A 23,955-nucleotide genomic window follows, 5' to 3' on the forward strand; every position below is an offset into this window, starting at 1 on the left:
ATGCCTTCTGCCAATCTGGGCCGCACTGCGGCCCGTTTCGTTTCCGCGCTGGCACTGACCAGCCTGGCCTCAGCCACCCTGGCTGCCAGCTACAACGTCGGGGTCGGCATCAGCGACATCACGGGCGAAGCGGCTGAAGTCGGCATGTTCGGGTATGCCGATCCGGCGCAGACCACAGCCGGCATCCACCAGCGCCAGCGCGCCCGGGCTTTTGTCTTCGAAGACCCCTACACGAGCAAGCGGGTGCTGCTCATCGTGGCCGATGTCGACATCATCAGCCAGGGTGTTCACCAGGCGGTGATGAAGGCGCTCAAGGCGCGCTACGGCAGCACCTACACCGAGCAGAATGTGGTGCTCACGGCCACGCACACGCATTCGGGCCCAGGGGGCTACTCGCACCGCATCCTCTACTCGATCACCACGTTCGGCTTCAAGGCCAAAACCTTCAACGCCATGGTGGACGGCATGGTCGATGCGGCAGTGAAGGCGCACAACAACCGCTCGTCAGCCGACATCAGCTTCGCACAAGGGCAGCTCACCACCGCGAGCGTGAACCGCTCGGCAACCGCGTTTCGGGCCAACAAGGCTGCCGACCGGGCCGTGTTTCCCAACGAGATCGACCCGCTCATGAGCGTATTGACCGTCCGCAAATCCGGCACGCCGGTCGGTGCGATCAGCTTCTTTCCCACACACGGCACGAGCATGCCGCCCAGCAACCGCCTGATCAGCCCGGACAACAAGGGCTATGCGGCCTATCAATGGGAGCATGATGTCGCCGGTGTGCGTTATCTGGACAACCATGCCAGCTTCATCGCGGCCTTCGCCCAGACCAACGCCGGGGACATGTCGCCCAACCTGAACCTCCAACCCGGCAGCGGCCCCACGGAAGACCCGGTTGAAAACACCCGGCTGATCGGCCTGCGCCAGTCCGACAAGGCCCGAACCTTGTCGGCTGACACCGTCAGCACGCTGAGCGGCAGCATCGACTACCGCATGCGCTACATCGACATGAGTGCCATCACGGTGGGAGGCGCCTACACCACCGACGGTCAGAATCACACCACCTGCCCCGCAGCCCTGGGCACCACCTTTGCCGCGGGCAGCGAAGAAGACGGCCCCGGACCCGACTTCATCAACGAAGGTCAGAGCAACCCCTTTGTCGCCTTCGTGGGTGGACTGGTGTTTGCACCTTCTGCTGCCTTGAAGGCCTGCCAGGCACCCAAGGAGATCTTCATCCCCTCCGGAACCATGATGCCCATCCACTGGACCCCGGAGATCATGCCCATCCAGGTGATCAAGCTGGGCAACGTCTACCTGGCCACGGTGCCGGGTGAGCCCACCATCATGTCGGGCTACCGCATCCGCCGGCAACTGGCACGCACATTGGGTGTGGACATCACGCGGGTCATCACGCTGGGCTACAGCAATGCCTACAGCGGCTACATCACCACGCCCGAGGAATATGACGTCCAGGACTATGAAGGTGGCGCCACCCACTTCGGCAAGTGGACGCAAACCGCCTACATGCAGGAGCTGGACCGGCTGGCGCAGGACCTGTCGCTCGGGCAGGCTTCCACCAACACGCTCACCCCACAAGACCTCAGCAGCCAGCAGGTTGACCTGCAACCTGGGGTGGTGCTGGACACCACGCCACTGGGCAAGAAGTTTGGCGATGTGGTGACTCAGCCGCTGAGCAGCTATGCGGCCGGCGATACGGTGTCGGTGACCTTCTACAGCGGGCACCCCCGCAACAACCTGCGCCGCAACGGCACCTTCCTGGAAGTACAACGCTGGACGGGGTCGTCCTGGGAGCGCGTGGCCGACGACGGAGACTGGTCGACCCGCTACAAATGGACGCGCCAGGGCATCTCTGACTCGTGGGCCAACATCACCTGGATCATTCCAGCCGGCACGTCTGCCGGAACCTACCGCGTCGTCCACTATGGTGACGCCAAAAACCTGCTGGGGCAGGTATCCGGCTTCGTGGGCATTTCGCGCAGTTTCGCGGTGCAGTGAGCCCATGAAAAAAAGGGGGCTGACCGCCCCCTTCTGTTGCCCTGCTGCAGCAGCTCAGTGTGCTGCCAACCGGAACACGCTGACCGCATCGACCAGCGAAATGGCCTGCTGTTTCAGGCTCTCCGCTGCCGCTGCGCTTTCTTCGACGAGGGCCGCGTTCTGCTGGGTTACCTGGTCGAGCTGGCCCACGGCCGTGCTCACCTCGCCAATACCCGAGGTCTGCTCCTGCGTGGCCGCACTGATCTCGCCAATCAGATCGGCCACACGCCGTACCTGTGTGACGATGTCGGCCATCGTGGCGCCGGCATCTCCGACCAGTTGCGAGCCCGCTTCCACCTTTTCGACACTGGCGTTGATCAGGCTCTTGATCTCGCGCGCTGCCTCTGCCGAGCGTTGTGCCAGGTTGCGCACCTCTCCCGCCACCACGGCAAAGCCCCGGCCTTGCTCACCGGCACGAGCCGCTTCCACGGCGGCGTTCAAGGCCAGGATGTTGGTCTGGAAGGCGATGCCATCGATCACACCGATGATGTCGCCAATCTTCTTGCTGCTGGCCGAGATGTCTTCCATGGTGGAGACCACACGGTTGACCACCTGCCCGCCTTTCTCTGCTACCGAACTGGCCGACGTGGCCAACTGGGTCGCCTGACGGGCCGTGTCGGCACTTTGCTGGACCGTACCGCTGATCTGCTCCATCGAGGCCGCTGTCTGCTGGAGCGACGAAGCCTGCTCTTCGGTGCGCTGGCTCAAGTCCGCATTGCCCATGGCAATCTGGCTGGAGCCGGTGGCGATCGAATCGGAACTCAGCCGCACCTGCCCAACCAGACTGGCCAGGTTGTCACGCATGTTCTTCATGGCGACCAGCAGGCTGCTGCTATCGCCTTCACGGGTGCGCACATCCACCCCCAGGTTGCCGGTGGCGATTTCCTTGGCAATATGGGTGGCGTAAGCAGGTTCCCCGCCCAGCGACTGCAGGATGCCTCGCGTGGTCAGCCAGGCCATCAGCCCCCCCACACCCGCCGCAATGGCGGTGAGCACCAGCATCACAACACTGGTGATGCGCGTTTCGTCTTCGACCTTGGCCGTAGACACCTTCATCAAGCGCTGCTCGTGCTCGATGAGGCGGTCCAGCGCCCCAAAATAGGCTTTTTGCTTGTCACGCACATCTGACAACAAAATGGAACGCGCTTCATCCACCCTCCCGGCCATCGCCAGTTGCTTGACTTCATCCATCGCCTGGGCATAAGCAGGGTGCTGCACCACATGCAGATCGTGGAACAGCGCTTTGCCATCGGGTGTCGCAATCGTCGCCTCCAGCTGAGCATAGATCTCGATCAAACGGTTGCGACCCTTGGTCATCACATCCAACTCGGCCTGTCGGGCATCGTCATTCGACACCAGGATGATGTTGCGAAGGCTGCGGGCATTGGTGTTGATGATGTCCTTGAGCTCATACACCTCGGTCACCTTGACCAAGTGGTTGGCCGTCACCTCATGCGTTTCACTGTTGATCAAGCGCAACTTGATGCTGCCATAGACAGCCACCAGCACCCCCATCCCGATGACTGCGGCAAAGCCCAGGGCCAATCGCAGCCCCAAGCGCATGTTGTCGAAGAAATGCATGAGTCGACCTTTCACAACATCAAGAGAACGTAAAGGAGGCGACGAACTTCACCCCCGTGATAACCCTTGATATCGGACGCAAAATCACCAACTAAACACCTGTTCAGTACGTGTATCGTGCTTTTTCCCTCAATTTCCGGACAGGTCCAGCCGTTCACAATGTGAAATCACCCTGCACTGTCAGCCTTGAGTCCACGTCATGCCCCGCAAACGCGCCATCATCCGCACCGCCCAGGATCTGTTTTCTCGCCACGGCTACAAGGCTGTCACCCTGCGCGAGATCGCCAAGGAAGCCGGGGTATCGCTCACCCTGGTGAATCATCACTTTGGCTCCAAGCTCCAGTTGTTCGAAGCCATCGTGAAAGACTGGCGAGCCGAGGTGATGGCCAATTTGCACTCGGTGCGCGATGTCCCCCGTCAATCCAGCCCTGAAAAAGGTGTGGCGGCCGTGATCGAGGCATTGCTCGACTACATGGACGCCTTGCGTGCCACGCCCAAAGGTCCCCAACTGGTGTGGGTCAATATCCGCAACCGCCACGATGACGATGCAGATGTGCACACACTCGTGCGGGGCCTGTTCAACCCGGTTGCCGATTGCTTCGTTGTCTCGCTTGGCAGACAAATTCCATCGGCCTCAGCCGACGAGCTACTTGCGCTTTATCAATATATACGCGGTACGCTGATGGAGTATCTCGCCTTGCCTGAAAGCGGTACCCCTGCAACAGACCGAACGCAACTGACTCGATTTCTGGTCGGGGGAATCCGGTCAGCGCTGGCTATTGATCAGACACCTCAAGGGCCAACTTGTAACCAATGAGAAAAATTCTTAAATGAGAGCACCTCTGTTGCCGAATATACGATCAGGCCAGGTGATGCGCTGCACAATAGCGACCCTTGCCTAGGCAAGAATACAAGGACTGGAGCATGACAGAAGCGTTGCGAACCGAGTGGTCACTCACCTTGCTGGGAGACATCTCTCACACGGACCTGCTCGATACGCTGCCCCCGGCTTCACGGATGCGCACCCACCGGTGTACCTCCGTGACTGACTTGCGCCTGCCTGTTACCGCCAACCAGATTCTGGTCACCGACCTTGCCTGGCTGGGCCACCTGCCCCCGGCAGATGCTGCGCGCCTACGAGACGCAGCGACTTCGGCTGCAGCCTGGATCGGGCTGACGCGACCAGACACTCCGTTGGCCACTCAGATCGACTGGCTGGACAAAGGGGTCACCCACCTGTTTTCACTGGCACAGGCCCCAGGGCAGATCCTGGGGCAGATCGAGGACCTGCAAGACCGGCTCGCTGGTGAGCGCATCCGTGTGCTGCTGATTGAAAGCGAACCGCAATCGCGTGACCGCCATGCCCGCATCCTTCAGGACAATGGCATCGAGGTGCGCAACTGTGATGCCATCGCACCCGCCCTGTGTGTCCTGAACGACTGGGCGCCCGAAGTGATCGTGCTGGACATGGACCTGCCCGACTGTCCTGCCCCCAAGCTGATCCGCATCCTCCGGCAGCAACGCGAGGAGGCGCAAATACCGATCATCACGCTCACCGCCGACATCAGCCCCAACGCCCTGTTCCAGATCTTTGATGCCGACAGCGACGGCCTGTTGCCCAAACCTGCCGATCCAGCCGTGCTGCTGACCCGCGTGCGATCAAAGGCCCGGGCCTATCGGGTGCAGGTCCGCATCCAACGGGCGCTGCAGGAGCGCGAGCGCATCAGCCTGCACCGTGTCGAGCAACTGCGACAGGCCTTCGACCAGCACGGCATCGTCAGCACCACGGATATCAGAGGCAACATCACCCATGTCAACGACCTGTTCTGCGACATCAGTGGCTACACGCGTGAAGAGTTGCTTGGGCAGAACCACCGGATCATCAAATCCGGCCAGCATGCGCCAGAGTACTACCGTGAGATGTGGCGCACGATTGCTTCCGGCCAGGTCTGGCGTGGGGTGTTGTGCAACAAGCGCAAGGATGGCAGTTTCTACTGGGTTGACGCCACCATCGTCCCGGTTCTCGACCCCCATGGCAAACCGATCGAGTACATCTCGGTGCGCATTGACGTTACCGCGCACAGAGCCCAGCAGGAAGCGCTGCTCCTCAGCGAGGCGCGACTCAACCTGGCTGTGGAGGGTGTGGGGGACGGCTTGTGGGACTGGAACATCCAGACAGGCCGCACGGTGTTCTCCAACCGGTACATGGAGATGCTGGGTTACCGTCAGGACGAGTTGCCCGCCACGGTTGACACCTGGGTGAGCCTGCTGCATCCGGACGACGCCGACCGCGCGTGGCGGGCTGCGCAAAGCCATCTCAGTGGCAGCTTGCCTGTCTACTCGGTCGAAATGCGGCTGCGTTGCAAGGACGGCAACTACAAGTGGGTACTGGCTCGCGGCAAGGTCTGCGAGTGGGACGAGCAGCATCGGCCGTTGCGGATGATCGGCATCCACAGCGACATTTCCGAGCAAAAGGCCGCAGAAGATGAACAAATGCTGTTCCGCCGCATCTTCAATGCGACCGAGCAGTCCATCTGCGTGCTCGATGCGGCCGAGCGCATCGTCTATGTGAACGATGCCTATGTGCGCACCCTGGGGTACAGCCGCGAGGAAATCCTCGGCCGCAACTTCCGCTACTTCAAGCCCGAAAACGACGAGTCGTTCCAGGTACTGGATCACCTCTACCGCAAGCGCCGCCCGTGGACAGGCATGACCACCCGCCGACGCAAGGATGGCAGCGAGTTCACGGCCATGAACCACTACGGCTGGGTGGAGGATGAGCACAGCGTCATCCAGCATCTGTTCGTGATCTTCACGGACTTCACGGAAGAACTGGCCAAACGGCAAGAGCTGGCAGAAGCCAAGGAAACAGCCGAGCTGGCCAACCGGGCCAAGTCGGAGTTCCTCTCGTCCATGAGCCACGAGTTGCGCACCCCGATGAACGCCATCATCGGCTTCGCCCAGATTCTGGAGTACGACGCCGAACTGACTGCCGATCAGCATGACAACGTCCATGAGATCCTGAAAGCGGGACGCCACCTGCTGTCTCTCATCAACGATGTGCTGGACCTCGCCAAGATCGAATCAGGCAAGGTGGAGTTGTCGCTCGAGCCAGTGCGGCTCGTCAATGTCATGACCGACTGCCGCCACCTGATCCAGCCACTGGCAGCGTCCCGCGGCATCACGCTCGAATTTGGCGACTTCAGCAACATCAGCCTCTTTGCCGACCGCGTGCGCATCAAGCAGGTGGTGCTCAACCTGTTGTCGAATGCCGTGAAGTACAACCGCGCAGGCGGCCACATCTCGGTGTCCACCAGCCCGAGCCAGAACGGTTATCAGCGGGTGTCGATCACCGATACCGGTGAAGGCATTTCGGCTCAGGGGCTGCGCCAGCTGTTCCAGCCCTTCAACCGACTGGCTGCGGAAAACAGCGAAATCGAAGGCACCGGCATTGGCCTGAGCATCTGCAAGCGCCTGGTTCAACTCATGGGTGGCGTCATCGGCGTTGACAGTGAGGTCGGCGTCGGTTCGACCTTCTGGTTTGAATTGCAGACCACCGCCGAAGACCAGGAAAGCGAATCCGGGTTCATCGACCAGCTCGGCCACGACAGTGGTGAGGTCTATCGCCATTGCGTGCTGTGCATTGACGACAACCCCACCAACCTCAAGCTGATGGAGCAGATGCTGGACCTGCGGCCCAACATCGATGTGCTGACGGCCGAGAACCCTGACAAGGGCATTGAGCTCGCCATGGCGCGCCTGCCGGACCTGATCCTGCTGGACATCAACATGCCCGGCCTGGACGGCTACCAGGTGATGGACATTTTCAAGGCGTCGGATGTGCTCAAGGGCATCCCTGTGATTGCGGTCACGGCCAACGCCATGCAACATGACATCGAACGGGGCATTTCTGCCGGGTTTGCAGACTATCTGACCAAACCGCTGAACGTGCCGACCTTCCTGCGGGCCGTGGACCAGTACCTTGCCCAAAGCCACCTGACCGACTCCAAGCTCTGAACGCCACACATGCCGACAGACAACCTCAATGATGCGCGCATCCTGATCGTCGATGACGAGCCAACCAACCTGAAGCTGGTCGACCGGATGCTGCGCGGTCAGGGCTACACCAACCTGGTGTTGATCCAGGACCCCCGCGAAGTGGTGGACCGCTTCAACGAGGCGCCCACCGACCTGATCCTGCTCGACATCAACATGCCGAACATCGATGGGTTCGAGGTCATGAAACAGCTCAAGGCGTTGCAAAAGCCCTTGATGCCCCCCATCATCATCCTCACGGCACAAAGCGGCCGCGACATCTTGCTGCGCAGTCTGGCCGAAGGGGCCCGGGACTTCATCAGCAAGCCATTCGATCGCATTGAGCTGATCATGCGGGTACGCAACCTGCTGGAGGCCCACCAGGCGCACAGGCTGCTGCACGACCAGAAAGCCATGCTGCAGGATATGGTGCGCAACCGGACCGAGGAACTGCGCGCGACCCGGCTTCAGGTGGTGCAGCGACTCGGCCAGGCGGCTGAATACCGTGACAACGAAACCGGCTGTCACATCCTGCGGATGAGCCATGCCTCGGCCGCCATCCTCAAGCACATGGGCGGCAACGAAGAAGAATGCACCCTGATGCTGCACGCCAGCCCGATGCACGACATCGGCAAGATCGGCATCCCGGATGCCATTTTGCTCAAGCCCGGCAAACTGGACCCGGACGAGTGGGAGGTCATGAAGAAGCACGCCACCATCGGTGCCAAGCTGCTTGATGGCGACAACTCGGAACTGCTGACCATGGCGCGCTCGATTGCCCTGGGGCACCACGAGAAATGGGATGGCTCAGGCTACCCCTATGGCCTCAAAGGCGAAGAAATCCCCAAGGCTGCGCGCATTGTGGCGGTGGCCGACGTGTTCGATGCCCTGACGTCAGAGCGTCCCTACAAGAAGGCCTGGCCCATCAACGAGGCGCTGACCTACATCAACGAGCAAAGTGGCAAGCACTTTGACCCGGAGGTGGTGGAGCACTTCAACGCCTGTCTGGATCACATTCTGGCAATCCGCCGCCAGTATCAGGACCCGGAATAAAACAGGTGCACGGGCACCGCCTGCTGTGCCAGCACGAAGCGAATCGGCAAGGCATGGCATTCACCGCCATGCTCGGCCCGTTGCCACAGCGGCCACTTGGCCGCCCCCGTGGCATGCACCACCAGTGCTCGCGCATCGAGCAGACAGCTCGGCGTGAGGCTGATGCGCGGCACCGGCACGTTGGGCTCGGCCGGCGCGCCCACGGGCATGCACCGGGTCGGCAATGCCGCCCACTGCCGCCAGACCCGCTCATCGGCCACCGGAAACAGGGATGCGGTGTGACCATCACCCCCCATGCCCAGCACGGTCACGGTGGCCGGCCAAGGCAACTGTTTCAGCCGCCATTCCACTGTCTCGCACCCCAAAGCCGGGCTCTCGTCAGCGGTGGTCAGCGAGACCCATTTGGCGCTTGCGACAGGGCCCTGCAACAAGTGCGCGCGAACCAGCAACTCATTGCTGCGCTGATCATCGCGGCTGACCCAGCGTTCATCGGCCAGCGTGATCGTCACCCGGGACCAGTCCAGCGGCCGGGTGCGCAAAGCCTCGAAGAACGGCACTGGTGTGCTCCCCCCCGATACCACCAGCAGGGCCTGCCCTCGCCGGGCCAGGTCTTCAGCCAACCGGCCGGCCACCCAGTCGGCCAGGTCTTGAGCCAAGTCGGCCGCTGAAGGGGCCTGATGCAGTTCGTACGCAGCGCTCATGGTTTCAATGCAGCAGATCAGGCTGACCATCATAATGAAGGCTGACTGTTCAAGGCCCCGCCCACTGTGAACCTCCACCCCGAACTGCTGGCCATCACGGACCGCATCCGACAGCGCAGCGCCAGCACCCGAGCCGACTACCTGCAGCGCATCGACCAAGCCCTGCGCCACCACGATGCCACCCGTGCCCAGTTGGGCTGCACGAACCTGGCACACGGCTATGCGGCCGCACCAGCCAGCGACAAGATCTGGCTGCGTCAGGTGCGCCAACCCAATATCGCCATCGTGTCGGCCTACAACGACATGCTGTCCGCGCACCAGCCTCTGGGCGACTACCCCGAGTGGATCAAGCAAGCCGCCCGCGAAGCCGGTGCCACGGCCCAGTTTGCAGGCGGGGTACCCGCCATGTGCGACGGCGTGACGCAAGGTCAGCCTGGCATGGAGTTGTCGCTGTTTTCTCGCGACGTGATTGCCATGTCCACCGCCATCGCGTTGTCGCACAACATGTTTGACGCGGTGCTGTGCCTGGGCGTGTGCGACAAGATTGTGCCGGGCCTGCTCATCGGTGCGCTCAGCTTCGGGCACTTGCCCGCCATCTTCGTGCCCGCCGGGCCAATGGGCTCGGGCTTGAGCAACAGCGACAAGGCGAAGGTCCGCCAGCGCTATGCCGCCGGTGAAATTGGCACAGAGGCCCTGCTGGAAGCGGAAGAAAAGGCCTACCACGGCGCTGGCACCTGCACCTTCTATGGCACAGCCAACAGCAACCAGATGCTCATGGAAGTGATGGGCCTGCACCTGCCTGGCTCGGCCTTCGTGCCACCGGGCACCGCGCTGCGCGAAGCCCTGACCCGCCAGGCGGCTCGACAAGTGGCCAACCTGACCCACCTGGGCACGCACCACACGCCGCTGGGTCATGTGATCGATGAACGCGCCATCGTCAACGGCATCGTGGGCCTGCTGGCCACGGGTGGCTCAACCAACCACACCCTCCATCTGGTGGCGATTGCCCGGGCGGCCGGCATCGTCATCAACTGGGATGACTTCCACGACCTGTCGGCCATCGTGCCCTTGCTGGCACGCGTCTACCCCAACGGCAGTGCCGATGTGAACGCTTTCCATCAGGCCGGCGGCATGGGCTTCCTGATCCGCGAGTTGCTCGCCGGTGGGCTGCTGCATGAAGACGTGCAGACTGCCATGGGGCAGGGCCTGCGCGCCTACACACAGCACCCGATGATCGAAGGCGGCCAACTGCAATGGCAGGCCGCCCCTGCGACCAGCGGTGCGCCTGACGTGCTGACCACCCTCCCGCACCCCTTCTCGGCCGATGGGGGGCTCAAGGTCCTCGACGGCAACCTGGGCCGTGCCGTGATCAAGGTCTCGGCCGTCAAACCTGAATGGCATGTGATCGAGGCCCCCGCCGTGGTGTTCGACAGCCAGGAAGCGCTGATTGCCGCCTACAAGCGCGGCGAGCTGAACCGCGACTTCGTGGCCGTGGTGCGCTTCCAGGGGCCGCGCGCCAATGGCATGCCGGAACTGCATGGCCTCACCCCCACCCTCGCCAACCTGCAGGACCAGGGTTTCAAGGTCGCGCTGGTGACCGATGGACGCATGTCCGGTGCGTCGGGCAAAGTGCCAGCAGCCATTCACGTCACACCCGAAGTACTGGCAGGCGGCCCGCTGGGCAAGGTCCGAGATGGCGATCTCATCCGGCTGGACGCCCGACAGGGCACCCTGACGGTGCTGGTCCCCGAGGCAGACTGGGCCGCCCGCCCACAGGCTGAGGCCGACCTGTCTGCCAACATGGTGGGCATGGGCCGCGAATTGTTTGGTGCCCTGCGGCACCGTGTCACTGGCGCCGAGCAAGGTGCCATGAGTTTTGGTCTGAAAGACATCTGAGATGAGCAACCTCAACCCCAAGCTGTCCACCACCCTGCGCCTCAGCCCGGTCATTCCGGTGCTGGTGATCGACCGCACGGCCGATGCGGTGCCGCTGGCCCGTGCGCTGCTGGCTGGCGGCCTCAAGGTGCTGGAAGTCACCCTGCGCACCCCTGCAGCCCTGGACATCATCGAAGTGCTGGCCCGCCAGGTGCCTGAAGCGGTCGTCGCGGCCGGCACTGTGACCAACCCACGTCAATGGGAGCAAGCCGCGCGTGCTGGTGCGAAGTTCATGGTGTCGCCAGGCCTGACCCCGGCGCTGATCGAGGCCTCGGCAGACTTGTCAGCGCCGCTGCTGCCTGGCGTGGCCACCGCCTCGGAGCTGATGACAGCCCTGGATGCCGGCTTCAACTGCTTCAAGTTTTTCCCGGCCCAGCAGGCGGGCGGCATCGGCATGCTCAAGGCCTTCCACAGCCCCTTCCCTGATGCGCAATTTTGCCCAACAGGCGGCATCACGCCGGCATTGGCGCCTGACTACCTGCAACTCCCCAACGTGGCCTGCGTCGGCGGATCATGGCTAGCACCGGCCGATCTCGTCAAAGCCGGCGAATGGGAGCAGATTCGCAGCCTCGCTGAAGGGGCCGCATCGCTCGTCAGGCGATAATCTGACAAGATTCGATATCAAATCGAACTGGTCAACCCCAAGCAAAGGAAATCGACATGACTCGTGACGTCGTCTTCGTGGGCGCTGCCCGCACCGCCATTGGCTCTTTTGGCGGCTCCCTGAAGGATGTGCCCCCCGCTGACCTGGGCGCCCTGGTGATCAAGACCGCACTGGAACGTGCAGGCGTGCAACCCAAGGATGTGGGTCACGTCGTGGTGGGCCATGTGATTCCCTCTGTGCCGCAAGACGCGTACATCAGCCGCGTGGCCGCCCTGAACGCTGGCGTGCCGCAAGAAGCCCCGGCCTTCAACGTGAACCGCCTGTGCGGTTCCGGCCTGCAAGCCATCGTGTCGGCTGCCCAAGCCATCCTGCTGGGTGACTGCGACGTGGCCGTGGGTGCCGGCGCCGAATCGATGAGCCGTGGCGCTTACCTGGTCACCTCCAACCGCTGGGGTGCCCGCATGGGTGACGTGAAGATGCTGGACTACATGCTGGGCGCTCTGCACGACCCCCGCATGCACATCCACATGGGCATCACCGCTGAAAACGTTGCGGCCCGCCACGAGATCACCCGCGAACAGCAAGACGCCTACGCCGCCCAATCGCAAGAGCGCGCTGCCAAGGCCATCGCTGCTGGCATCTACAAGGACCAGATCGTCCCCGTCGAGATCAAGACCCGCAAGGGCGTGGTGCTGTTCGACACCGATGAAGGCGTCAAGGCCGACACCAGTGTCGACACCCTGGCCAAGATGAAGCCGGCTTTCAAGAAGGAAGATGGCACCGTGACGGCAGGCAATGCCTCGACCCTGAACGATGGCGCTGGCGCCGTTGTCATGGCCTCGGCCGAGAAGGCCAAGGAACTGGGCCTGAAGCCGCTGGCTCGCCTGGTGTCGTATGCCCACGCTGGCGTGGAGCCCGAGTACATGGGCATCGGCCCGGTTCCCGCTTCCAAGCTGGCCCTGGAAAAGGCTGGCCTGACCGTGGCCGACCTGGACCTGATCGAAGCCAACGAAGCCTTCGCTGCCCAGGCCTGCGCCGTGTCCAAGGAAATGGGCTTCCCCAACGACAAGACCAACCCGAACGGCTCCGGCATCTCGCTGGGCCACCCGGTGGGTGCCACGGGCGCCATCCTGGTGACCAAGGCCATCTATGAACTGCAACGCACCGGTGGCCGTTATGCCTTGATCACCATGTGCATCGGCGGTGGCCAAGGCATTGCCATGATCATCGAGCGCGTCTGATGCCGTTCAGCGCACCATGACAAAGGGCTCCTTCGGGAGCCCTTTTTCGTTGGCGCGCTGTTGACTGCCACACAACTATGCAACTTGGTGCATAGTAAGGGCATGCAGTTGACACCCTGGACCCACCCCACCCGAGAAGGCTTCACCCTGCGTGGCTGGCACACAGCACCGAGCGGCAAGCCCGTCATCCACTTTCTGCACGGCAACGGCTTTTGCGGCCTGGTCTACGAGCCCATGCTCTCGCACTTGAGTGCGCACTTCGATCTGTGGCTGTGTGACATCCAGGGCCACGGCGACAGCGACCACCCAGGGGTCTTCCTGGGCTGGAACCGCAATGCCGAGCTGGCTGTGGAGGCCTTTCAGGCACACCGCGCGATGTGGGGCGATCAGCCCGTTTACGGGGTCGGACACAGCTTCGGCGGCGTGCTCACCTGCCTCATCATGGCAGAGCACCCCGAGCTGTTCCAGGCCAGCGTGCTGCTGGACCCCGTGCTGTTCACGCCGCCCATGCTCTGGGGCATGCTCATCAGCCAATGGACGGGCATGGCGGCCAAAACACCCCTGGCCGCCAAAGCACGCGCCCGTCGACGCCACTGGCCGGACCGTGCCTCAGCCCGCCAGGCGCTGGAAGGCCGTGGCACCTACAAAAACTGGGCCCCGCAGGCGCTGGATGCCTTCATCACCCATGCCATCAAGGATGAGCCCACAGGCGGTGTCGGCCTCAAATGTGAGCCCGAGCTCGAATCGAACATCTTCAGCTCAGCCCCCGAAGGGCTGTGGCGCGCCCTGAAACGGGTGCAGACCTCCACCACCGTGCTGCACGCGGAAAACACCTTTCCCTTCGTGTCGGCGTCCGTCGCGCTGTGGAAAAAGCAAAATCCGATTGTCCGGGACCTCCAGATGAGGGGGGGACACTGCTTCATGCAGGAATACCCGGACCAGGCCGCGGAAACAATCAAGCAACAGATCATGCAAACAGCCCTGAGTGATGTCCCTTCGACCAGTCCAAGAACCAGCCAACAAGCTGCACCATGACGGTTGCGTCGGTATCCTGACACCTTGCGCCAAACGAGCTGCCCCCAAGTTCCAACGCCATATTCCCTCATGAGTCATTTCACCCCCTGGTCCGCCCTCGCTGGCGGGCTGCTCATTGGTCTTTCCGCCGTTCTGCTGCTGGCCCTGACAGGTCGTCTGGCCGGCATCAGCAACATGGCCCATGGCCTGGTCGATCACCTGCAAGGTCAGCGCCAGGATGACTGGCTTTGGCGCGCCCTGTTCCTGCTCGGCATGGTGGCTGGCGCGACCGTCTGGCTGGCTGGCAGCGACGGCCCGGCCAACCCGCGCCAGGCATATCCCAGCTGGGTGCTCGTGGTCGCCGGGCTGCTGGTGGGGTATGGCACGGCACTGGGCAATGGCTGCACCAGCGGCCACGGGGTCTGTGGTCTGGGTCGGCGCTCCCTGCGCTCTCTGGTGGCCACACTCACCTTCATGGCCACCGGCATCGTCACCGTTTTCCTGATTCGCCATGTCTGGCCCCTGTGAGGCACACACCATGAACATCAAGAGCTGTGTGAGCGCCCTGCTGTCAGGAATCGTGTTCGGCGTCGGTCTGGCTGTCGCCCAGATGACCAACCCCTTGAAGGTGCAAGCGTTTCTGGATCTGGCCGGAGACTGGGACCCCAGCCTGGCCTTGGTCATGGGCGGGGCCGTCAGCTGCACCCTGGTGGGCTTCCATCTGGTGCTGAAACGCCGCCAGCCTCTTTGGGGCGACAGCTGGCACCTGCCCACCCTGTTCAAGGTTGATCGCCGGCTGGTGGTCGGTGCAGCCCTCTTCGGCATTGGCTGGGGGCTGAGCGGCTACTGCCCTGGCCCGGCCATCGCCACCTTGCTGAGCAACAACCGCGAGGCCTGGATCTTCGTGCCGGCCATGCTGGTCGGGGGCGCCCTGCAACGCTGGCAAGCTCGCTTGAGCGCACGCCAGCCTGCACCGTGAGCGTGACCATGGACTACCTGCTCTTTGAATTCAGCGAGGACACCGATGGCCTGGGCGTGTTTGAAGCCATGGCGTCAACACCCAAGGCCCAGTTCGCCATGGTGCAGGCGGAAGCACAGCAGGTCCTGAATTGGGCGCGCCAGCATTTTCCGCATGGCCCTGGGCCCATCGAAGAGGGCCATGACTGGGACCTGGACGAGCAGATACAGCAGGAGGAAAGCCTCATCGGCGACGTCTGGCACACCCTCACGCTGTCCCTGACGGGCACCCCGGCATTCTGCGATGCCTTCGGGCAACAGTTCCTGTGCGATTGACCCTTTGACGGAGCGCAAGCCCCTGCGTGAAGCCATTGCGGACGCGCACGGATACGGCCATGATCCCGACAGACACAACTGCGTGGCTGACGAATGGGACAGGACATCTCACAGAGCGAGTTCTCCGCAGCAGACTTCACGCGCTTCCAGCAACGCGTGGGTGACGAAACTGCCCTGCTCAGGCAATGGTGGCAGCAAGGCTTGCTGGCTTCTGGCGAGCGGGTAGCCGGCTTCGAGCTGGAAGCCTGGTTGCTGGACCACAACCACTTTCCGCGCCCATGCAACCAGCCCTTCCTGGCACGCATGGCCGACCCGCTGGTGGTGCCGGAGTTGTCGCAGTTCAACATCGAACTCAACGGCACACCCCAGCCGCTGTCGGGTCACGCCCTGACAGCCCTGGAAACCGAGTTGACCGACACCTGGCACAAGTGTCTGCGCATGGCCCACGAAGAAGAGGCCACCGTCGTGGCCATCGGCACCCTGCCGACCTTGCGCGAGCGCGATCTGGACCTCGCCAGCATGACACCATCGAGCCGCTACGTGGCCCTCAACCGTCAGGTGCTGCAGGCACGGGCGGGTGCCCCGCTCACCTTGAAAATCGATGGCATCCAGCAGCTCGACACGGTCCATGAGGACGTGATGCTGGAGGCAGCAGCCACCTCGTTTCAAGTGCATCTGCAGGTCGCTGGCCGCGAGATGTCGCGCTACCTCAATGCCTCCACCATCCTGTGTGGGCCGCTGCTGGCACTCTCTGCCAATGCCCCCTTCCTGTTTGGCCGTACCCTGTGGCACGAGACCCGCATCCCGCTGTTCGAACAGTCCGTCAACTGTGGCGACAGTGACATGGGGCGGCGGGTCACCTTCGGGCATGGCTATGTCGGGCCCGACCCGACCGAACTGTTCAGCGACAACCTGGCGCGCTTTCCGGTGCTGCTGCCCCTGTTGACAGACACCCCTGCCGCCGAGATGGCCCACCTGCGGCTGCACAACGGCACCATCTGGCGCTGGGTGCGACCGCTTGTGGGGTTTGACGCGACCGGCTGCCCACGCCTGCGCATCGAGCAGCGGGTGATGCCCGCCGGCCCCACCATGCTCGACATGATGGCCAACGCCGCCTTCTATTACGGCGTGGTCCACATGCTGGCAACCCAGCCGCTGCCGCCCGAACGCGTGCTGCCCTTCGAGCAAGCCCGTGCCAACTTCTACGCAGCGGCCCAGCACGGGCTCGATGCGCGGCTCTACTGGATGGACGGGCAGGCCGGCAGCGCCAGCGATCTGCTGGAGAGCCTGCTGCCCCTGGCTGAGGAAGGTCTGACCCGACTGGATACCGATGCCCACGACATCGAGCGCTACCTCGATGTGCTGACGGTCCGCCTGCGCACCCGTCGCAATGGCGCGGCCTGGCAACTGGCCCATTACGACGCCCACAACGACTTTTTCCGCCTGATGGCCGACTACCAGGAGCACCAGCGCAGCGGCATGCCGGTGCACGAATGGCCCATCTGACGACGCATCTGATCGACCCATGCAACTGACCCGACTCGACCACCTTCCCGATGGCCTGCTGGACTGCTCGGCGCGTGACCTGCACCGTATCCTGCCCGGGCCCACCTTGATCCACCTGCCCGGGCGCCGCACCCCGGAGCTGTTCGTTTCCGTGCTCTTGCATGGCAATGAAGACACCGGTCTCGTCGCCATCCAGCAGGTGCTGAAAGCCCATGCCGGCCGCGAACTGCCACGCGCGATGTCCCTGCTGATCGGCAACGTGTCTGCTGCCCGCGAGGGCCTGCGCCGGCTGGATGAGCAACCCGACTACAACCGGGTATGGCCCGGCACCGAGCAACACGCTGGCACGCCTGAACACGCCGTGATGAGCCAGGTACGCGACATCATGGTCGAGCGGGGCTTGTTCGCCAGCATCGACATCCACAACAACACCGGCCTCAACCCGCACTACACCGTGGTCAATCGGCTGGACCCGCACACCCTGCGCCTGGCACTGCTGCTGTCACGCACGGTCGTGTGGTTCCGAGGCCCCCCGGGTTCGCAGACTGGCGCTTTTTCAGGCATCTGCCCGTCTGTCGCAGCCGAATGCGGCAAGCCAGGCAACCCGGCCAACGAGGCTGCAGCCGCGCGCTTCATCGAGGCCTGCCTGCATCTCGCCGAATTCCCTGCTCACCCCGTGGCCGAGCAAGACATCGACCTGTATCACACCCTGGCACTGGTCAAAGTGGCCCCCAACGCCGATTTCGGCTTTGGCGATGCGCAAGCCAGCGTCAACTTCGACCCGCAACTCGATCACCAGAATTTCGTGGAACTGGATGCTGGCGCCAGCTTTGGCCAGACCCGACTCCCGCAGCCGCTGGAAGCCTGGGATGACGCCAACCACGATGCGGCAGCCGCCCTGTTCGACACCAGCGACGGCCAGATCCGTCTGCGACGCCCGGCCATGCCCGCCATGCTGACCCTGGATGCCCGCGTCGTCAGGCAGGACTGCCTGTGCTATCTGATGGAACGGGTGCCATTCGAGCGCGTACAGGAAGCCAGCTCGCTTATGCAAGAATTGAATTAACTTGCAGCCAAATATTATTTATACGCATACAGCTAGCCAGACTACAGTGCTGCCAGTGCCTGCCTCACCCCGGATGGCAGGCTTGTTTTTCTGCACAACGCGCTGACGGAGACACCCATGAGCGACAAGAACTGGAAATTCGACACCCGTGCCGTCCACGCCGGCTATTCGCCGGACCCCACCACCAAATCGGTGGCCGTGCCCATCTACCAGACGGTGGCCTACGCCTTTGACAGCGCCCAGCATGGCGCCGATCTGTTCGACCTGAAGGTGCCGGGCAACATCTACACCCGCATCATGAACCCCACCACCGATGTGCTGGAGCAGCGCATCGCGGCGCTGGAAGGCGGCATCGGCGCACTGGCCCTGGCCTCCGGTCAGGCCGCTGTCACCTATGCCATCCAGACCATCACCGAAGCCGGCGACAACATCGTCGCGTCAAGCGCCCTGTATGGCGGCACGTTCAACCTGCTGGCCCACACCCTGCCGCAGTACGGCATCACCACCCGCTTTGCCGACCACCGCGACCCGGCCAGTTTCGAAGCCCTGATCGATGACCGCACCAAGGCCATCTATGTCGAATCGCTGGGCAACCCGGCCGGCAATGTGACCGACATCGAAAAAATCGCCGAGATCGCTCACCGTCACGGCGTGCCGCTCATCGTCGACAACACGGTGCCTTCGCCCTACCTGTGCCGCCCCTTCGAGCACGGTGCCGACATCGTGGTGCACTCGCTGACCAAGTACCTGGGCGGCCACGGCACCAGCCTGGGCGGCGCCATCGTCGATTCGGGCAAGTTCCCCTGGGCCGAGCACAAGGCCCGTTTCAAGCGCCTCAACGAGCCGGACCCCAGCTACCACGGCGTGGTCTACACCGAAGCCCTGGGCCCGGCAGCCTACATCGGTCGTGCCCGCGTGGTGCCCCTGCGCAACACCGGTGCTGCCCTCTCGCCGTTCAACGCCTTCCTGATCCTGCAGGGCATTGAAACGCTGAGCCTGCGCATGGACCGCATCACCGAGAACACCAAGAAGGTGGCGCAGTTCCTCAAGGACCACCCGCGCGTGGCCTGGGTCAACTATGCCGGCCTGGAAGACCACCCCGAACACGCCCTGGCCAAGAAGTACCTGAGCGGCAGCGCTTCCGGTCTGCTGACCTTTGGCGTGCCCGGTGGCCGTGAAGGTGGCGCCCGCTTCCTCGATGCCCTGCAGCTCTTCACACGCCTGGTGAACATCGGTGATGTGCGCTCGCTGGCCACCCACCCGGCCTCGACCACCCACCGCCAGCTGTCGCCTGAAGAGCTGGCGCGTGCCGGCGTGTCCGAAGACACCGTGCGCCTGTGCGTCGGCATCGAGCACATCGACGACCTGCTGGCCGACTTGGGGCAAGCTCTCGCCAACGCCTGACGCAGGGGACCATAATCAGAGACATGCCAAGGTTCTTGCTGTCTCTGATACGTGGGCTGCAGGCCCTGCTCATGCTGCTGGCCTGCTGCCTCTGGCCCGGGCTCCCCGCCTGGGCAGCCGACCCGGCATCGCCAAGCGAAGCTGGGGTGCGGGTGCCGATCCTGGTCTATCACCGCTTCGGCCCCGAAGTGGCCGACAGCATGACCGTACGCACCCGCACGGTCGCAGCCCAGCTCGACCTGCTTGAGCGCACCGGCCACACGGTGATCCCCCTGCAATGGCTGGTCGATTACCTGCAAGGCCGCCGCCCCAGCCTGCCTGCCGGTGCGGTGGTCATCACTGTGGACGATGGCCATGCCTCCGTCTTCACCGAGTTGGCCCCACTGGTTCAGCGACGGCACATCCCGGTCACGCTGTTCATCTACCCTTCGGCCATCTCCAACGCCAGCTACGCCATGACCTGGGCCCAGTTGCAGACGCTGCAGGCCACGGGGCTGTTCGACGTGCAGTCGCACACGTACTGGCACCCCAACTTCGCGCGCGAGCGCCGCCAGCGCACGGCAGACGACTACCGTGATTTCGTGCAGCACCAGTTGCGGCTGTCTCGCACCGTGCTGGAAAAGCGCATGGGCCACCCCATCACCCAACTGGCCTGGCCTTTCGGCCTGTATGACGAGGTCACCATCGAAGAAGCCGAAGCTGCGGGCTACACCGCCGCACTCACCCTGCGCGCACAGCCGGCCAGCCAACATGACAAGCTGCTGGAATTGCCCCGTTTTCTGATGGTCGAGCCCCCCAACGCCAGCTGGTTCCAGCGCATCATCGACACAGCTTCGCCGAAACCGATTTCCGCACCATGACCCGACTGTTCCCGCTGCTCGCCACCGTCCTGAGCCTGGCCCTGAGCACTGCTGCTTCAGCCCGCACCGGCCTGATCAGCAACGCCAGCACCAAGGCACCCATTGCCGACGCGGTGCTCATCACCAGCCATCAGGTCGTGTTGCGCAGCAACGAGCGAGGCCAATTCGAATGGTCCGATCAAGACCCGGTGGTGGCCGCCCGCGCTGTGGGCTACCGCGCCGTGAAGGTGGCCAACAGCAACGCCATCGAGCTCACCCCCTTCACGCCCAAAGCGCTCTACCTGTCGCACTACGGCATTGGTGACCGGGGCTTGCGCGGCGATGCCGTCGAGCTGATTGAACACACCGAACTGAATGCCCTGGTCATCGACTTCAAGGGGGATCGTGGCCTGCTGCCCTATCACCCGGCAGGTGCTACCGCAGAGACGTTCCCCTGGCCTCACCAGGCTACCGTGGGTGACCTGCCCGGGCTCATCAAGGAGCTCAAGGCGAAGGGCATCTACCTGATCGCCCGCATTGTGGTCTTCAAGGACGACCCGCTGGCCCACGATCACCCGGAGCTGGCCGTGAAGACCAGTGCCGGCAACACCTGGAAGGACCGCGAAGACCTCGCCTGGGTCGACCCTTTCCAGAAGGCGGTCTGGGACTACAACATCGCCATCGCTGAAAACGCCGCCCAACTGGGCTTCGACGAGATCCAGTTCGACTATGTGCGCTTTCCTGATGCCACGCAGGGGCCGGTGTTCTCGGAGCCTTCCACCGCCGACGCCCGCGTCAAGGCCATCACCGGTTTCCTGAAAACGGCCTACCAGCGCCTGACGCGCTACAACGTCTTCGTATCGGCCGACATCTTCGGCTATGTCTGCTGGAATGAAAACGACACCGGCATCGGTCAGGACCTCGACGCCCTCAAGGGCGCAGTCGACATCCTGGCACCCATGCTGTACCCGTCTGGCTTCACCTGGGGCATCCCCGGTCATGCCAACCCGGTTGCCGCACCGGACAAGATCGTCGGTCTGTCGCTACAACGGGCCCGGCAACGCACCGGGCTGCCGGGCGTGGCCTTCCGCCCCTGGTTGCAGGCCTTCAGAGACTATGCGTTTGACCACCGCGAATTTGGGGCCGAACAGATCAAGGCCCAGATCGATGCGGCACAGGCAGCGGGCAGCGACGGGTGGATGCTGTGGAACGCGCGCAACCGCTACAGCGCCGAAGGACTGCATACCCCTCAGGCTGCGGCCACCACCCCGGCGGCATCGGCACCAGCCAGCGCCACACCGTGAAGCGCCTGCTCGTCTGCCTGCTGCTGAGCCACACCCTGATGCGTGAAGCCGTGGCCACCGACGCATCGCCTGACTGGTCTCGACTCAACTGGGCACCTCTGGACAGCCTGGTGCAAGCCCAGATCGACGCGCGGGCCATGCCCGGCGCCGTGCTGATGATGGGCCAGGCACAAGGCGTAGACGCCACCCGCGTCTATGGCTGGCGCGCCCGAGAGCCCGCCATGCTGCCCATGCAGGCAGACACCGTGTTCGATCTCGCCTCGCTGACCAAGGTGCTCGCCACCACCACCGCCGTGCTGCAACTGGTCGAGCAAGGCAAGCTGGCACTCGACACGCCGGTTTACCGCTACTGGCCCGCCTTTGGCCAAAACGGCAAGACCGGCATCACCGTGCGGCACTTGCTGGCACACCGCTCCGGTCTGCGTGCGGGGCTGGACATGCAGCCGGCATGGCAAGGTGCCGACACCGCCTTGCACCTGATCGAACATGAGCGCCTGGTGGCCCCGCCAGACAGCCGTACGCTCTACAGCGACACCAACTTCGATGTGCTGGGCGAACTCGTCGAGCGCGTCAGTGGTGAAGCGCTCGCGCACTACTGCCAGACACACATCTTTGGCCCCTTGAAGATGGTGGACACCACCTTCCTGCCAGATGCCAGCCTGCGCGCACGCGCCGCCCCCACCATCCGCCTGGCTGATGGCGAGTGGCTGCAAGGCCAGGTGCAGGACCCCACCGCACGACGCATGGGCGGTGTAGCCGGGCACGCCGGCCTCTTCGGCACGGCCGCCGATCTGGCTCGGTTTGCGCGCATGCTGCTCAACCAGGGTGAGCTGGACGGCACCCGCATCCTCTCACCCGACAGCGTCGCCCTGCTCACCCAGCGACAAGGCCCCGTCAAGGAGCCCACCTGGCGCAGCCTGGGCTGGGACATGGCCGCGCCACTGGTGCCGGGGCGGCTCGCGCTCTTGCCGCAAGGTCTCATCGGGCATACCGGCTACACCGGCACCGGCTTGTGGATCGACATGGTGACGGGGCGCTTCGTGGTCATCCTGAGCAACCGCCTGCATCCTGACGAGCATGGCGACGCCCGCCCCTTGCGGCGGGAAGTGCTGGCCCTGCTGGCCCACACCCAAGCCCCCCTGCCGGCCAGCCAGGCCCTGCCACGCACGGCCGACACCCCGATGGAGCCGCGCCCGGGCATCCTGAGCGGGCTCGATGTGCTCGAAGAACAAGGCTTCGCGCCACTGCAAGGGCAGCGCATCGGGCTGGTCACCAACCGCGCCGGGCTGGACCGTCAAGGCCAGCGCGACATCGACGTGCTGCGCTGGGCTCCAGGGATTCAGCTCGCCACCATTTTCAGCCCGGAACACGGGCTGTATGCCGATGCCGAAGGCGCGGTAGCATCGACCACCGAGCCCTTGAGCGGCATCCCCATCGTCAGTCTGTATGGTCAGCAACAGGGCCCTAGCCCAGCCCAACTCCAGGGCCTGGATGCCGTGGTGTTCGACCTGCAAGACGCCGGCGTGCGCTTCTACACCTACCTGTCCACACTGGGCAAAGTGATGGAAGCGGCCAGCGCAGCGCACCTGCCGGTGTGGGTGCTGGACCGGCCCAACCCCATCGGGGCTAAGGTGGTGGCCGGCCCGATGCTGGATGCCCAGCGCACCTCCTTCACGGCCTACCTGCGCATGCCCACCCAGCATGGCATGACCCTGGGCGAACTGGCCGGCATGATCAAGGCCGACAAGGGGCTGGATGTCGATCTGCACGTGGTCCCCATGGGGGGCTACCGCCGCGAGATGCGCTACGCGCAGACGGGGCTGGACTGGATTCCCCCCTCACCCAATCTGCGCACGCCCGCCACGGCGCAGCTCTATGCGGGCGTGGCCTTTGTCGAAGGCAGCAATGTGAGTGTCGGACGGGGCACCGATCACCCCTTCGAATGGCTGGGGGCACCCTGGATCGATGCCCAGGCCCTGAGCACCGCCCTGCAGGCGCGCCAGGTGCCAGGCGTCCGTTTCAGCCCGATCACCTTCACGCCCACCCAGGGGCCCGGGGTCAAGCAGCCTTGCCAAGGGGTGGCCATCGAGTTGAGCGACCCCGCTGCCTTGCGCCCGGCCCTGCTCGGTGTGGAGCTGGCCGCGGCCTTGCATCGCCTGTATCCGGCGCAATTCCAGCTGGACCGCACACTGGGGCTCATAGGCAATCAGGCCACCTTGCAGGCGCTGCGAGCCGGCACCGACCCGAGGCAGATCGAAATCAGCTGGGGCGATGACCTGCAGGCCTTCCTGGCTCGGCGCCAACGCTTCCTGCTGTATTGACCA

Annotated in this window: 19 protein-coding genes; 17 read left to right on the top strand and 2 right to left on the bottom strand. The window is 63.8% G+C overall.

The window, feature by feature from the left end; all coding sequences use genetic code 11:
* Window positions 1-2,016 carry a neutral/alkaline ceramidase gene (locus ACE3PH_RS14070; RefSeq protein ID WP_374320150.1) on the top strand — a complete coding sequence of 672 codons (2,016 nt, stop codon included), beginning with the start codon at window positions 1-3 and terminating at the stop codon, window positions 2,014-2,016.
* A gap of 54 nt (window positions 2,017-2,070) precedes the next feature.
* Here ACE3PH_RS14070 and ACE3PH_RS14075 read toward each other — a convergent pair whose 3' ends face one another.
* Window positions 2,071-3,636 (bottom strand): methyl-accepting chemotaxis protein, encoded by a 1,566-nt coding sequence (locus ACE3PH_RS14075; RefSeq protein ID WP_374320152.1) that lies wholly within the window; start codon window positions 3,634-3,636, stop codon window positions 2,071-2,073.
* Between the two features lie 199 nt (window positions 3,637-3,835).
* Here ACE3PH_RS14075 and ACE3PH_RS14080 point away from each other — a divergent pair, with 199 nt between their 5' ends.
* The 3 genes from ACE3PH_RS14080 (at window position 3,836) to ACE3PH_RS14090 (ending at window position 8,724) form a co-directional block, all read left to right on the top strand.
* Window positions 3,836-4,453 (top strand): TetR/AcrR family transcriptional regulator, encoded by a 618-nt coding sequence (locus ACE3PH_RS14080; RefSeq protein WP_374320155.1) that lies wholly within the window; start codon window positions 3,836-3,838, stop codon window positions 4,451-4,453.
* A 107-nt stretch (window positions 4,454-4,560) separates the two neighbouring features.
* Window positions 4,561-7,653, top strand: coding sequence for a PAS domain S-box protein (locus ACE3PH_RS14085; RefSeq protein WP_374320158.1), 3,093 nt, complete (start codon window positions 4,561-4,563; stop codon window positions 7,651-7,653).
* A 9-nt stretch (window positions 7,654-7,662) separates the two neighbouring features.
* On the top strand, window positions 7,663-8,724 hold the full coding sequence (locus ACE3PH_RS14090) for an HD domain-containing phosphohydrolase (protein ID WP_374320160.1): 1,062 nt from the start codon (window positions 7,663-7,665) through the stop codon (window positions 8,722-8,724).
* Here ACE3PH_RS14090 and pgl read toward each other — a convergent pair.
* Window positions 8,709-9,425, bottom strand: coding sequence for a 6-phosphogluconolactonase (gene pgl, locus ACE3PH_RS14095; protein ID WP_374320162.1), 717 nt, complete (start codon window positions 9,423-9,425; stop codon window positions 8,709-8,711). The two genes, ACE3PH_RS14090 and pgl, sit on opposite strands and share 16 nt — an antisense overlap.
* 66 nt (window positions 9,426-9,491) lie before the next feature.
* Here pgl and edd point away from each other — a divergent pair, with 66 nt between their 5' ends.
* From edd to ACE3PH_RS14160, 13 genes are all read left to right on the top strand, one after another.
* Window positions 9,492-11,321, top strand: a complete 1,830-nt coding sequence (edd, locus tag ACE3PH_RS14100) for a phosphogluconate dehydratase (protein WP_374320164.1) — start codon at window positions 9,492-9,494, stop codon at window positions 11,319-11,321.
* 1 nt (window position 11,322) lies between these two features.
* Window positions 11,323-11,964 (top strand): bifunctional 4-hydroxy-2-oxoglutarate aldolase/2-dehydro-3-deoxy-phosphogluconate aldolase, encoded by a 642-nt coding sequence (locus tag ACE3PH_RS14105; RefSeq protein WP_374320166.1) that lies wholly within the window; start codon window positions 11,323-11,325, stop codon window positions 11,962-11,964.
* Between the two features lie 56 nt (window positions 11,965-12,020).
* A complete protein-coding gene (locus ACE3PH_RS14110; protein ID WP_374320168.1) occupies window positions 12,021-13,205 on the top strand; it encodes an acetyl-CoA C-acyltransferase family protein in 1,185 nt (394 codons plus the stop codon).
* A 102-nt stretch (window positions 13,206-13,307) separates the two neighbouring features.
* Complete coding sequence (locus ACE3PH_RS14115; protein ID WP_374320170.1) at window positions 13,308-14,240, top strand: alpha/beta hydrolase; 933 nt, start codon at window positions 13,308-13,310, stop codon at window positions 14,238-14,240.
* A gap of 69 nt (window positions 14,241-14,309) precedes the next feature.
* Entirely contained in the window at window positions 14,310-14,747 is a 438-nt protein-coding gene (locus ACE3PH_RS14120) for a YeeE/YedE family protein (RefSeq protein WP_374320172.1), read from the top strand.
* Window positions 14,748-14,757: 10 nt separating this feature from the next.
* Window positions 14,758-15,198 carry a DUF6691 family protein gene (locus tag ACE3PH_RS14125; protein ID WP_374320174.1) on the top strand — a complete coding sequence of 147 codons (441 nt, stop codon included), beginning with the start codon at window positions 14,758-14,760 and terminating at the stop codon, window positions 15,196-15,198.
* An 8-nt stretch (window positions 15,199-15,206) separates the two neighbouring features.
* Window positions 15,207-15,512 (top strand): hypothetical protein, encoded by a 306-nt coding sequence (locus ACE3PH_RS14130; protein ID WP_374320176.1) that lies wholly within the window; start codon window positions 15,207-15,209, stop codon window positions 15,510-15,512.
* A gap of 93 nt (window positions 15,513-15,605) precedes the next feature.
* On the top strand, window positions 15,606-17,018 hold the full coding sequence (locus ACE3PH_RS14135; protein WP_374320178.1) for a glutamate-cysteine ligase family protein: 1,413 nt from the start codon (window positions 15,606-15,608) through the stop codon (window positions 17,016-17,018).
* A 19-nt stretch (window positions 17,019-17,037) separates the two neighbouring features.
* Window positions 17,038-18,084: a M14 family metallopeptidase gene (locus tag ACE3PH_RS14140; RefSeq protein ID WP_374320180.1), complete on the top strand. Its 1,047-nt coding sequence runs from the start codon at window positions 17,038-17,040 to the stop codon at window positions 18,082-18,084.
* Between the two features lie 117 nt (window positions 18,085-18,201).
* Window positions 18,202-19,488 (top strand): O-acetylhomoserine aminocarboxypropyltransferase/cysteine synthase family protein, encoded by a 1,287-nt coding sequence (locus ACE3PH_RS14145; RefSeq protein ID WP_374320182.1) that lies wholly within the window; start codon window positions 18,202-18,204, stop codon window positions 19,486-19,488.
* A 23-nt stretch (window positions 19,489-19,511) separates the two neighbouring features.
* Window positions 19,512-20,348, top strand: a complete 837-nt coding sequence (locus ACE3PH_RS14150; protein ID WP_374320184.1) for a polysaccharide deacetylase family protein — start codon at window positions 19,512-19,514, stop codon at window positions 20,346-20,348.
* On the top strand, window positions 20,345-21,631 hold the full coding sequence (locus tag ACE3PH_RS14155; protein ID WP_374320186.1) for a putative glycoside hydrolase: 1,287 nt from the start codon (window positions 20,345-20,347) through the stop codon (window positions 21,629-21,631). The genes ACE3PH_RS14150 and ACE3PH_RS14155 overlap by 4 nt, the downstream gene beginning before the upstream one ends.
* A complete protein-coding gene (locus tag ACE3PH_RS14160; RefSeq protein ID WP_374320188.1) occupies window positions 21,628-23,952 on the top strand; it encodes an exo-beta-N-acetylmuramidase NamZ domain-containing protein in 2,325 nt (774 codons plus the stop codon). The genes ACE3PH_RS14155 and ACE3PH_RS14160 overlap by 4 nt, the downstream gene beginning before the upstream one ends.
* Window positions 23,953-23,955: the final 3 nt, after the last annotated feature.

This window comes from Aquabacterium sp. (assembly GCF_041909175.1).
GTDB lineage: Bacteria > Pseudomonadota > Gammaproteobacteria > Burkholderiales > Burkholderiaceae_C > Aquabacterium.